Raw genomic sequence first — 12678 nt, 5'->3', positions numbered from 1 at the left:
AGGCCTAAAATACCGTCTTTATCAGCTTTAAATTAATAGCCCAGAGCTCTGAGCTTGCGATAAACCGTATTGCGACTCACTCCTAATTCTCGTGCCACTTTACTGATGTTACCTTGGTTTGACTTATACACATCAAGTACAGTTTCATTTAGGGTTGTGTTTAGATCTGTGCTTGGAGATTCTCTAACAAGAGAAACACTTTGCAATGATTGCTGCCACTGTTGGGGTAAATGTTTAAATTCAATTTCAGCACTGTCATCAGCCATTAATGCGGCAACTTTTATAAAATTATCGAGTTCACGTATATTTCCCGGCCACAGATAAGCCATAAGCCTCTCCATCACAGGCTTTGAGATCTTCTGTGCCTGCTTGCGATACTGGGCATGGATACTTTCAATTAGCTGGGCCTTATCTTTACGCTGCTTAAGCGTGGGAAGTCTTACAGTCAAACCATTGAGGCGATAATATAAGTCTTGGCGAAAACGACCTTCAGCGATCAATTGCTGTAAGTTCTGATGCGTAGCCGAAATCACTTCTATATCAACATTATAAGAACGTGTAGAACCCAATGGCATGACAATCTTATCTTGTAAGAGCGATAACAAACGGCATTGGGCCTGCAGTGACATGTCTCCAATTTCATCAAGAAACAAAATTCCTTTGTCAGCTTGTCTAATTCGGCCACTGTAGCCTTTGGGATTTGCCCCTGTAAATGAACCTGGCGCATAGCCAAATAGCTCAGATTCAATAAGATCATTGGGTAAAGCCGCACAATTGACCATCACTAAAGGCTTATGAGAAAGACGGCTGTAGTTATGGAGAGCTTTTACAAACTCGCCTTTTCCCACACCCGTTTCTCCTAGGATAAGTAAATGAATACCTGAGCCAACTACCTTTCTCGCATCCTGCCATGCCTGATCAACTTCTGGGTCCCCATAGTGAAGACCGAGTAAAGGCTTGAGAATATGTTTCGCTTTGGCAGGTGATGAGGCTAGCCAAGAATCCATCTGCAAAATGTGTTGCTCCATATCTGTTCCATAGTTGAACATACTAACCGTACCAAAATAATACAGTTAACAATGAGATCATCCCTTTTACTTCTCTGGTGTCTCTTTATCTCCGTTTCTGAAAGCACGGGTACTCTAGCTTTACTCGACTTTTACAACAAGCTTGCAACATTTGGCCTGTGATTTGCGTTAAGTTGCGTCGCAAATAATGAGTTCAAACATCACTTGCACAAAAAATTGAATAAAAATAAGGACATTTTATGATTTACGCACAACCCGGCAGCCCAGATTCGCTTATTGAATTTAAAACCCACTATAACAACTACATAGGCGGAGAATGGGTTAAACCTCAATCTGGCGAATACTTTGAAAATATCTCCCCTGTAAACGGACAAGCATACTGTAAAGTAGCTCGCTCAAACGAGGCTGATGTTGAACTTGCACTCGATGCTGCACATAAAGCCAAAATATCTTGGGCAACGACCAGTGTTAGCGAACGTGCCAACTTGCTGCTTAAGATTGCCGATAGAATTGAGGAAAACCTTGAAGTTCTCGCCATTGCTGAAACATGGGAAAATGGCAAACCAATTCGCGAAACGCTAGTCGCTGACCTTCCTTTGGTCGTTGACCATTTCCGTTACTTTGCTGGATGTATTCGCGCTCAAGAAGGCAGCGCAGCCGAGCTTGACGTCAATACAGCAAGCTATCACTTCCCAGAGCCCGTTGGAATAGTAGGACAAATTATCCCATGGAATTTTCCAATGTTAATGGCAGCATGGAAATTAGCACCGGCTCTTGCTGCTGGCTGCTGCGTTGTTCTTAAACCTGCAGAACAAACGCCAACGTCGATTCTAATATTGATGGAGACCATCGGCGAACTTCTCCCGCCTGGGGTAATCAATATAGTCAATGGTTATGGTAAAGAAGCGGGTCAAGCGCTGGCAACAAGTCAGCGTATTGCAAAGCTTGCCTTTACTGGTTCGACCGATGTCGGTCAACATATCCTAAAATGTGCAGCAGACAACCTCATTCCCTCAACGGTTGAGCTTGGTGGCAAGTCACCTAATATCTACTTCGCTGATATTTTTGATCACGAAGACGAATATTTAGAAAAATGTGTGGAAGGCACACTATTGGCTTTTTTCAATCAGGGAGAAGTGTGTACTTGTCCTTCAAGAGTCTTAGTCCATGAGTCGATTTATGATCGTTTCGTCGAAAGAGTAGCGGAACGTGCAAAACATATTCTACAAGGAAACCCTCTTGATACAAATACTCAAGTCGGTGCCCAAGCTTCTCAAGAGCAATTTGATAAGATTTTAAGTTATTTGGAAATAGGCCGCCAAGAAGGGGCAAAAGTTGTGTTTGGAGGTGAAATCGCTCAACAAGCAGGAGAGATTGAATCAGGCTATTACATTCAACCTACTCTATTGGAGGGACACAACAAAATGCGCGTGTTCCAAGAAGAGATTTTTGGTCCAGTTATCGCCATCACCAAATTCAAAGATGAGCAAGATGCCCTAGCTATTGCTAACGATACAGAGTATGGGCTTGGTGCGGGTGTTTGGACTCGTGATACCAACCTTGCCTACCGTATGGGAAGAAAGATTGAAGCAGGTCGCATCTGGATTAACTGCTACCATGCATACCCTGCGCACGCGGCATTTGGTGGGTATAAAAAGTCAGGTATTGGCCGAGAAACTCACAAGATGATGCTCGATCATTATCAAAATACTAAAAATCTATTAGTCAGCTATGATGTCAATCCAATGGGTTTCTTCTAGATTTTATTTTTCTTAGCTATCTAAGCGCCTGATGGCGCTTTTTTCACCAATTTTAAACTACTGAATTTCAACTGCAATATCTCGCCAATCCTCTAACTCTTGGCGATAATGAAGTGTTTGTTTCTGTGATACAGAATTGACAATTTTCACCAAATAGTAATGAGCTGTCGATCTATTATGCTCAATCTTTTGCTGCAATTTCTCGGTGTAAAAACTGGTCGGATTAAACATCAATTGTTCAAAATGGGGGGTAAAATAGTCATCATCTAAACGACGGTTGAGCAATGTATTTATCTCAACTCTCATTTTAGTTTGGTGTTCAATCCAATCATAGGAAGTAATATCAAGCTGTGAGACCCAGTCAGCGATCCATAGTTGCTGATCTGAACTTAGTGGTCCCAGCCAGTCTTCAATGTTATTGGTCATCTTTTTTCGGTAGTTATCTCTAATCTCTTGCTCAGATAACTTCTGGTATTTCTTTTTATAGCGGGTATGACGGACACGAATGCTATCCATCAGCTCTTCAACTTGCTGATCTGAAAGCTGCTTAGCCAATATATAAACGTCGGGCGCAATATGACGCAGTAGCCTTTGTGTATGTGCCTGAAGTTTCTTTTCCTGCTGCTGCACATTAGCTATAGTCAGAGTTTGGGGATCAAGAACAATCAAGTCATTTAAATGTTGAATATAATGAGGTAACTCTTGCTGCTTATGCCACTTGGTGAAGCTTTCAAGCTTATCACCTAACAAAGTTTCTTGCTCGTCCGTCAGCTCAACGAAGTCATCAAGATATTCAATCAATAGCCAATCGATATTGTTATAAACAAACTTTGTACCGCAACCTGTCAAAAACAAGCTCAGCAACAGTAATCCCCATTTTCTCATCACCAGTCCCTCGCCCTACACCAACGCTATCATAGCTGCCAAATTGCCGCATAACCTTACTCATGCAAATACGAGCAAATTAGGTGCCAGGCGCAAATTTTTCGGCAACTTTTTCACATATGTACGCACCAATTGGTATAGCTGCTGTCGCTGCTGGGCTGGGGGCATTGCAAACATGTAAGCTGCGAGTACTTTCTGCAAATAAAAAATCGTGAACTAATGTCCCATCCTCTAATACTGCTTGGGCCCGAATTCCCGCTGGATAAGGTTTTAAGTCTTTGAGAACCAAGTTAGGGCAGTATTTTTGAACTTGTTTAAGATAAGCCGGTTTCCACCAAGAATTGAACAACTCGATCAAGCCAGTTTTACAATGCATACGCGTTACACGCCAAAATCCTTTGAATTTAAGCATTTGCAGTGTATCCCGAACGCTGAAATTAAGCTTAGAATACCCCTCACGTTTCCAACCTTGAACTGCATTGGGGCCTACGGTTACACTCCCATCAACCATTTTAGTCAAATGTACCCCTAAGAAGGGTAAATCAGGATCAGGAACTGGATATATGAGGTGATTTACTATCTTGTTATGCTTTGAGTCAAGTTGATAATATTCACCTCGATAAGGAACAATTTGAAAGTGCGTTTCAATCCCCAGCATCGACGTTAACCGATCAGCCATTAGGCCACCGCATGTAATTAAATATCGGGTATTTAGCTGCATTGTCTGGCCAGCTCTTATACTAGTCAGTTGAATCTCAGACTCAAATTCATGCCCAGCCATCACTTCTGTTGATAAACTCACTTCGCCACCAAGATCGGTAAACTCTTTTATCATGGCGCGAGTGACTGCTTTGTAATCAACAATACTTGACTGCTTTATATGCAGGGCTCCGAGTCCTGTGACGTTGGGTTCTGCATGTTTAAGCTGATATTGATTTAGCTGCTCAACATCAATCTCATTCTGCTTACAGCGCTCAAACAGTGCCTGCATCCTTTCAAGTTCAATACTTGATGTAGCGACAATCAACTTACCGCAATTCTTGACTTGGATATTATGGTGGCCACAAAAAGCTATTGTCTCTATCGCTCCTTGCTTACAAAACTTAGCTTTGAGACTATTCGGTGGATAATACACCCCTGCATGGATAACGCCGCTGTTATGCCCAGTTTGGTGTTGAGCAAAATCTGGTTCTTTTTCTAACAGCAAAATTCTTTTGCTCGGATATTTTTTCTTAAGCTGCCATGCCGTTGAAGCACCTATGATACCACCACCAATGATAATATAGTCATGCATGATGTCCATTTCCTACTACCACTGTCATAGCAATCATTGTAAGTGCAAACCAGTATCAATACATGTATCGGGAGCACAGTCACCGCAAGGTGTTGCTGTGAGTTGAATTTAAATGATGGAAGTGTGATTTAAAACGTTACAAATAATAACAGCAACAAAAAAGGGAGCCTAAGCTCCCTTTTTTTAATCCTAATCACTAACTCTAATTAAAGAGCAGCTTTCGCTTTTTCAACAAGTACTGTGAAAGCAGATTTGTCGAATACCGCGATGTCCGCAAGGATCTTACGGTCGATCTCGATAGAGGCTTTCTTAAGACCGTTGATTAAACGGCTGTAAGATAGACCATTCTGTCGAGATGCCGCATTGATACGTGCAATCCATAGTTGACGGAATTGACGCTTCTTATTGCGACGGTCACGGTAAGCGTATTGACCAGCTTTGGTGACTGCTTGGAAAGCTACGCGGTAAACACGTGAACGTGCTCCGTAGTAACCTTTAGCTTGTTTTAGAACTTTCTTATGACGTGCACGAGCTTGTACACCACGTTTTACGCGAGGCATTATGCTTCTCCTAAACTAAACGATAAATAAACTAAAAAGAATTAAGCGTATGGCATCATACGAACAACAGCAGCCACTTCACATTTAGGAAGGATTGCGTTTGGACGTAGTTGACGCTTGTTCTTAGTAGTACGCTTAGTCAAGATGTGACGTTTTGTAGCGTGCTTGAACTTAATACCACCAGCAGTTTTCTTGAAACGCTTAGCAGCACCTTTGTTGGTTTTCATCTTAGGCATGATGAATAACTCCGCATTGTAGTAGTTTAATAAACATGTAATCAGGGCGAATAAAACCCCACTACGTTTTTTCCTATAAGAAAAGAACGGCGAGGTCAAATTACTTGCAAGCCACTAATTACTTCTTTTTAGGGGCTAACACCATTATCATCTGGCGACCTTCAATACGACTTGGGAAAGATTCAACAACAGCTAGTTCTAGCGTGTCTTCTTTCAAGCGTTTAAGAACGTCGACACCGATGTCTTGGTGTGCCATTTCTCGGCCACGGAAGCGAATAGTTACTTTCACTTTGTTGCCTTCTTCAAGGAAACGCGTCAGGTTGCGTAGTTTTACCTGATAGTCTCCAATATCAGTTCCAGGGCGGAATTTAACTTCCTTAATCTGGATCTGCTTTTGCTTCTTCTTCTGCTCTTTAGCAGCTTTGCTCTTCTCAAAGAGGAATTTACCGTAGTCCATTACGCGACATACAGGTGGCTCGGCATTTGGACTAATTTCTACAAGGTCCATACCAGCATCTTCAGCTGCTGTTACTGCTTCTTGGATTGATACAACACCAACTGATTCACCGTCTGCGCCTGTTAAACGAACTTCACGAACGCCACGAATTTCACCGTTTAAACGATGAGGATTTTGTTTGGCCGGTTGTTGGCCGCGTCTTCCGCCTTTAATAGCTTATTCCTCCAGATTGAGCTTACGGCTTGAGATCTCGTCTTGGATGTAGGAAACAAAATCATCCACTTTAAATTTACCGAGATCCTTACCTTTACGAGTACGTACTGCTATTTCTCCGGCTTCCATTTCTTGGTCACCACAAACCAGCATATACGGCACACGCTTCAAAGTATGTTCGCGGATTTTAAAGCCAATCTTCTCATTTCTCAAGTCTGCTTTAGCTCTAATTCCACATTTTTGTAGTTTTTGGGCCACTTCCTGAGCATAATTTGACTGTTTATCAGTAATATTCATGATTACAGCTTGCTCTGGAGATAGCCATGTTGGGAAAAACCCAAAGTATTCTTCAATCAAAATACCGATGAATCGTTCCAGTGAACCCAATATTGCGCGGTGAATCATCACCGGTACTTGACGTTCATTGTTTTCATCAACGTATGTCGCACCTAGACGGCTCGGTAGATTGAAATCGAGTTGAACCGTACCACACTGCCACGCACGATCAAGACAATCATGCAAGGTAAACTCGATCTTAGGTCCGTAAAACGCTCCTTCACCTTCTTGAATTTCATATGGGATCTCCATAGATTCAAGAGACTTCTGAAGCGCTTTCTCAGATTCATCCCAAATTTCATCTGAACCAACACGTTTTTCTGGTCGAGTAGACAGCTTGACAACGATATTGTCAAAACCGAATGTCTGGTATGTATCGTATACCATCTTGATGCAAGAAGTCACTTCTTCTTGTATCTGACTCTCAGTACAGAAAATATGAGCATCATCCTGAGTGAAGCCACGCACACGCATAATACCATGTAATGCACCTGATGGCTCATTACGGTGACATGAACCAAACTCAGCCATTCTTAATGGCAAATCACGGTATGATTTCAGACCTTGGTTGAAAATCTGTACATGCCCAGGACAGTTCATCGGTTTAAGGGCGTAATCTCGATTTTCTGAAGCCGTGGTAAACATGGCTTCAGCATATTTATCCCAGTGGCCAGAACGCTCCCAAAGTACACGGTCCATAATAAGTGGACCTTTTACTTCTTGATAACCGTATTCAGTCAGTTTCTCACGTACAAAAACTTCAAGATCACGGAAAATTGACCAGCCATTATGGTGCCAGAACACCATACCTGGTGCTTCTTGCTGCATGTGGAACAAATCTAGCTGCTTACCGATTTTACGGTGATCACGCTTAGCCGCTTCTTCAAGACGAGTTAAGTGTGCTTTTAGCGCTTTCTTATCGTGGAAAGCCGTACCGTAGATACGCTGCAACATTTTATTATCACTGTTACCACGCCAGTATGCGCCTGCTACATTGAGTAACGTAAAATGCTGACAAAAACCCATATGTGGTACGTGAGGGCCACGACACATATCAACGTATTCTTCATGATGGTAAAGCCCTGGACGGTCGTCACGTGCAACGTTTTCATCCAAAATTTCTATCTTGTAGGATTCACGACGCGTTTCGAACGTATCGCGTGCTTCCTGCCAGCTCACCTTTTTTTTGATAACTTGATACTTAGTTTTGGCCAGATCTTTCATGCGCTGTTCGATCTTTTCTAGATCTTCTTGCGTAAGAGAATGCTCTAAGTCGATATCATAATAAAAACCATTGTCTATAGTAGGACCGATCGCCATTTTAGCTTCAGGGTAAAGCTGCTTAATCGCGTGCCCCAAAAGGTGAGCACATGAGTGACGAACGATTTCTAGACCATCTACATCGTCTTTTATCGTAATGATTTCAAGGTTTGCATCTTGTTCAATGAGATCACATGCATCAACACGATTACCATCAATACGTCCAGCGATGGTTGCTTTCGCAAGACCCGGACCAATTGATTGAGCCACATCGAGAGTTGATACTGGATTGTCAAATTGACGTTGACTGCCGTCAGGAAGAGTAATAATTGGCATTTAATTGTCCTTACAGTGGTGTTGCACACCAAGCAACACTTGATTTATTTATATTTCTTTAAATAACAATATGTTAAATAAAGAAAACTAAGATTGATAAATGTTGGATCACTTTTAGGAACAAATACAGATGAACCTCTCAATGAGCCAAGCACGAATACTAATGTATTCTGTGTGAAAAAGACACTGATAAAAACGCTATCTCTCAAGTAAAATTAAAGGATTGTAGATATATAAAAGCTTATTAACCAACGCATAAAGCTTCAATCAATTCATATTTCTTCCTGCCATCAATTTTGACAATCTTAAATACAGAGGATCAAAATTTATTCTGGCTGGCAGCTTCGTTAATTTATCAAGTATTAGTATTCGACGTACTTCTTTTTCTCTAGCAGAGTGTGATGATGGTACATCATCAAACTTACCAACCGCTTCGACAAAATCAGTTTCAGTTGCTATCTCTTTTTCATACAGTCCACGACGTGAAGAAGCCTGACTAAAAAGGGATATATTGTCTTCTGATATTCCCATTTTTTCCAGACAGACTTTGGTTTCTATTTCGAGCATTTCAGGACTTCTTTGCATACTGGATACCGTTGTAGCTCCAGCAGCTACGCCATACAATAAAACTAACTTCAAAACCTGATAAAATTCATTATCCTTGATAGTGCCCGATATACACTCTTCAACTAAAACGATAATCTCACCAGTCAACGTTAATATCACAATTCCTTCTAAGGCTTCCATTACAGTTGTCGTTTTATCATGGCTGTTATAAAAATTTTTGAGTCTTTTAAACAAGTTTGTTTTACGTTCAACGCTGACCCCATAGCGATTTATAACACTTTGCATATCCACACTTTGACTGTTTATTCTCGGTAGACCGTCTCCCTTTTGGGCCAATAGTTTAGTAAGGGCTGACATTTCTGGGCGTTCTCTGGCAATTCGAGTCACCCCCTCTATCGCTTCATCAGAATAGTTTTCAATCGTTTGCTTCGCCTGCGCTAATTCACGACCTTTTAGTTGCATTGATGCCCTTTTCAATAAAAGGCGTTTCATCGCTTTCGCCGTTAACTGCGCGCCGCCTCCGCCGAGTGCTTCCCCTCCAATTGACACTAAAGTTTTTACTATTATGCCTTTCATTAATTTTTCTTTTTCTGCTGGCTCATCCTCAACCCCTAATAATCCAATATCTAGGGCAGTATCAGTGATAAAAGTTGTCGCTATACCTGCAATGATCCCTGCCGATAGTCCAGGAAACATGATCGCTAAAACAGAGGCAATGGTGTAACCAGCAATCCTTAAAGGGGTTCGCCACCACTCAATCGTATCTTTCCACCATTCTTCATTATATGAGACCACTTCGTCGTCCCATTCCGTTAGATAACTATCTTTAATGTCTTCAAAGAGTTTATTGGCAAATGCACTCCCAGCGTTAGGGTTGAAGACCCTTTCCTCGGATGCTTCATTGGACCTTCTCCATGTAAAACTTTTGTGTAGTCTAAGGAGAGAAACAAAGTCGTTCATTCCAGCTTTGAAGTTTACAGCGCCTATGTATTGGTTCACCTTAGAGTCATCAGAGATATGGTCTTTGAAAAATTTGTTATAGGGCTTATGTCGATTTCTCAGTTGAAATATCTCACTAAGCTTTAATATTTCCATCTCCGTCGGGCTTTCAAAACCAAATGCCGTTCTCATGCAATATTGAGATACACGTCTTAGTGCTTCATCCAGATCTGGCATGGTAATATTTCCACCCTGAGATGATAACCATTGCGCGTAACGAACAATGTCTCTCATAGCACCCATCCACCCTGAGTCGGTGATGGGGATATTTCTTATTTCCTCGCGATTTTTCGAATAAAAACCCAGAGAAAACGACACCCTAAAATCTTGGGAACGGTATAGCCTAAGTTTGTCAATGAAGTTTCTAGGGACAGGGATGACTATGGATAATCTCAAATTAACTAATAGCCCCTCTGTCGTTGTCGATTGCTGTTGAGTTAGAGGAACAAATATCAAGTCAGGATTTGATACTCCCTCTTTTCCAATATAATCAGCGGTTCCAAAACTGGCTTTCCTTTCACCACGAAAAAACTCATCCAACCAACCTCTGATCTCGCTCTTTTGGTTCTCATCAACCTCCCCTCCACCAATCGATATATCCATTAGTGCTAAAAGCTTCAGGTGGGTATCAATCTTATCAACAATGAAAGACCGATTGTCAGTCAGCGTGTTGTCAACCTTTTCGGTGTACTTTTCATCAAGGCCTAAGTTCAAAATACGGTCAATCGTAGCCTGTTGCTCGTGCCTATATGGAAAAAAAACAGCATTATAATGTCTTCGTGCCAAATCGCCTGCTGACAAACTTTTCTTTTTCGGCAAAATCACACCGGTTGTGGCGTGATCAGAAAACACTCTTACCGCTGCCTGCCCGTCAGGAAAAACAAATAGACTTTGCAGTAAAGCGTCAATTTCTGGAGAGTCACCTTTTTGCAGCGTGAACGTGTCTTCGGGGAATTGGTATATACGGTTACTTTGTCTAACGTAAACGATGACTCGGCCTTCTATTCCACGGTAACAGTAGGCCCTCACGACTCTGGTTGTATCGTCTGTATTGACCGACTTTCCAACCATATACATAAATAACTCGTCAAAATGTCGCTCGGCAGTTAAAGCCCCTGGATAGAGAGAGGTCAGCATAGATCTAAAATAACCTATGTCTTCTGACCAAGTGGGGGCCCGACTAAGTGATGATGCCATATCCGCTGTTCTATGGAAGTATGGTGCTATTTCTTCATACCCTTCAAGACTAAAATCGGGTTTTACTGGTGGGTTCAATTTCGATAAAGCATCAGTGATAAAATGCGACCGACTTAGTACTTTGTCTAAGTACCTTGGACTTGAATGTTCAACAATTGTTGCGAGAGGTATTGTTGGATAATATTTTTGTGAGTAAAGCTTTTCAAAAGGCCCTTCATCGAATCCTCCAGCCTGGACAAGCACAGTATAGGCACTTTTTAAATCATGGGTCGCTTCTACCTGACTATTGTTCATTAACACTACATCTTGAGTCCATATATCGCCTCGAGTCAATCGGATCATTGTATCCGATATGTCGTCAAATACATGACCTACATTGATAAGCCTTCCTTTTTGTTCTGACCCTTGTTTTGTTTTTTCTTCATCCAGTTCGGTAAAAAACTTAACCATCACATCCTCTTCTCCAAAATTGATACTGGGTAAAGAAACAGAGGACAAAAGCGATGTATGCACAATCGCATAGTCAACAAATGTGGCCCATTTGCTGTGTTGGATTTTTGCTTTTTCGCTGAAAATCCGATCGGATCCCCAAGATAATTTGCGGTCAATAGACGTGATAACATTTTCTTCAAATGAAGTTATATCTTGTCTTGGGCTTATTTTATATAACTGCCTAAACCTTCCCTTTAAGGCCAACTCTTCTGCATTATCAAGCTTAAATTCTTCTCTTTCTGTCAGCATTAGAGCTTTTCGTTCTTCCAATTGAGCTAATGCTGTTTGGTATAAGTTCAGTTCACGCGAGGTAAGTGTTAGCAATCTATTCTGTATTGCGATTATTTTTTTGTTTGTTATCTCAATTTGAGAGTCGAGTAAATCTTCAATAGCATCAAGAAGTATTTTTTTCTTAAACTGCCCTTCTACTTCTATTTCTGGTGTATTGAGCGATAAATATAAAAGCTCTTCTTTGAGTTGGTTAACAGGCACACTCGAATTGAGCGAAGAATTAATAATGTCATTATTGATTTTTTCTTCCTGAAGTAAAATAAGCTCACTTCTTAATATATTTCGGGCTTGTATCGCCTCTTGTCTTTTTCTCCATTCATTATTTTCAGCTTCCGTGTGACCTAAACTCTCATAACGTTCAAAATCATCATCTTTATCCTCTATTCTTAGCTCTAAACGATTAATAAGTTCAATTTTTTCTGCGATTTTGCTATTCAAAGAAGAAATTTTGTTCGGTTCATTCAATGAAATGACAGACTCAGGAGAAGCAACACCATCAAGTTCCGACACCCTCGATAAGTCTTGCTTTTTACTTTCTTCTACTAAACCATTCCAAGAAGAAGTCAGCGGTGTGACCATGTTTTCCACATCAGGGGCCTCAGTTAAAACACTAGTATTTACCTCTGTAGAAAAGTCTTGGCTCGATATTAGAGTAGATATAACTTCCTTTGCCATAAATTAGATATTCTCAAAAATCAGGTTTGGTTATAGTTTATTTACATGAAAAGTTGTAATATTGTAAATAACAATCGAGTACCAAACTCGAT

Annotated in this window: 8 protein-coding genes and 1 pseudogene; 1 reads left to right on the top strand and 8 read right to left on the bottom strand. The window is 41.1% G+C overall.

Features of this window, described 5'->3' with window-relative positions; translation table 11 throughout:
* Positions 1–32: 32 nt before the first annotated feature.
* Positions 33–944, bottom strand: a pseudogene (locus tag OCV27_RS18085) (sigma-54-dependent Fis family transcriptional regulator); the annotation flags it as partial.
* A gap of 323 nt (positions 945–1267) precedes the next feature.
* On the opposite strand from OCV27_RS18085, the gene exaC reads away from it, so the two are divergent.
* Complete coding sequence (gene exaC / locus OCV27_RS18080) at positions 1268–2788, top strand: acetaldehyde dehydrogenase ExaC (protein ID WP_125320514.1); 1521 nt, start codon at positions 1268–1270, stop codon at positions 2786–2788.
* A gap of 57 nt (positions 2789–2845) precedes the next feature.
* Here the strand turns inward: exaC and OCV27_RS18075 are convergent, their stop codons facing one another.
* The 7 genes from OCV27_RS18075 to OCV27_RS18045 form a co-directional block, all read right to left on the bottom strand.
* Positions 2846–3673 carry a DUF6279 family lipoprotein gene (locus OCV27_RS18075; RefSeq protein WP_125320513.1) on the bottom strand — a complete coding sequence of 276 codons (828 nt, stop codon included), beginning with the start codon at positions 3671–3673 and terminating at the stop codon, positions 2846–2848.
* Between the two features lie 79 nt (positions 3674–3752).
* A complete protein-coding gene (lhgO, locus tag OCV27_RS18070; protein WP_125320512.1) occupies positions 3753–4976 on the bottom strand; it encodes an L-2-hydroxyglutarate oxidase in 1224 nt (407 codons plus the stop codon).
* A gap of 197 nt (positions 4977–5173) precedes the next feature.
* A complete protein-coding gene (gene rplT / locus OCV27_RS18065; RefSeq protein ID WP_125320511.1) occupies positions 5174–5527 on the bottom strand; it encodes a 50S ribosomal protein L20 in 354 nt (117 codons plus the stop codon).
* A gap of 41 nt (positions 5528–5568) precedes the next feature.
* On the bottom strand, positions 5569–5763 hold the full coding sequence (gene rpmI, locus OCV27_RS18060; protein WP_019275792.1) for a 50S ribosomal protein L35: 195 nt from the start codon (positions 5761–5763) through the stop codon (positions 5569–5571).
* A 118-nt stretch (positions 5764–5881) separates the two neighbouring features.
* The gene (gene infC / locus OCV27_RS18055; RefSeq protein WP_338156075.1) at positions 5882–6370 is read right to left on the bottom strand and encodes a translation initiation factor IF-3; all 489 of its coding nucleotides are present in this window, start codon (positions 6368–6370) and stop codon (positions 5882–5884) included.
* A 66-nt stretch (positions 6371–6436) separates the two neighbouring features.
* Positions 6437–8365 (bottom strand): threonine--tRNA ligase, encoded by a 1929-nt coding sequence (gene thrS, locus OCV27_RS18050; protein WP_125320509.1) that lies wholly within the window; start codon positions 8363–8365, stop codon positions 6437–6439.
* Positions 8366–8632: 267 nt separating this feature from the next.
* The gene (locus tag OCV27_RS18045) at positions 8633–12586 is read right to left on the bottom strand and encodes a hypothetical protein (RefSeq protein WP_125320508.1); all 3954 of its coding nucleotides are present in this window, start codon (positions 12584–12586) and stop codon (positions 8633–8635) included.
* Positions 12587–12678 lie beyond the last annotated feature (92 nt).

Origin of the sequence: Vibrio pectenicida, from assembly GCA_024347015.1 — a bacterium.
In the GTDB taxonomy this organism is placed as follows: Bacteria; Pseudomonadota; Gammaproteobacteria; order Enterobacterales; family Vibrionaceae; genus Vibrio; species Vibrio pectenicida.
Note: the sequence above shows the minus strand (reverse complement) of the source record. Positions and strands in the feature narration are given on the sequence as shown.

Excerpts from the sequence above, each read along its gene's own strand:
- exaC (WP_125320514.1), top strand. The coding sequence starts at position 1,268 with ATGATTTACGCACAACCCGGCAGCCCAGATTCGCTTATTGAATTTAAA.
- lhgO (WP_125320512.1), bottom strand. The coding sequence starts at position 4,976 with ATGGACATCATGCATGACTATATTATCATTGGTGGTGGTATCATAGGT.
- OCV27_RS18075 (WP_125320513.1), bottom strand. The coding sequence starts at position 3,673 with ATGAGAAAATGGGGATTACTGTTGCTGAGCTTGTTTTTGACAGGTTGC.
- thrS (WP_125320509.1), bottom strand. The coding sequence starts at position 8,365 with ATGCCAATTATTACTCTTCCTGACGGCAGTCAACGTCAATTTGACAAT.
- rplT (WP_125320511.1), bottom strand. The coding sequence starts at position 5,527 with ATGCCTCGCGTAAAACGTGGTGTACAAGCTCGTGCACGTCATAAGAAA.
- rpmI (WP_019275792.1), bottom strand. The coding sequence starts at position 5,763 with ATGCCTAAGATGAAAACCAACAAAGGTGCTGCTAAGCGTTTCAAGAAA.
- OCV27_RS18045 (WP_125320508.1), bottom strand. The coding sequence starts at position 12,586 with ATGGCAAAGGAAGTTATATCTACTCTAATATCGAGCCAAGACTTTTCT.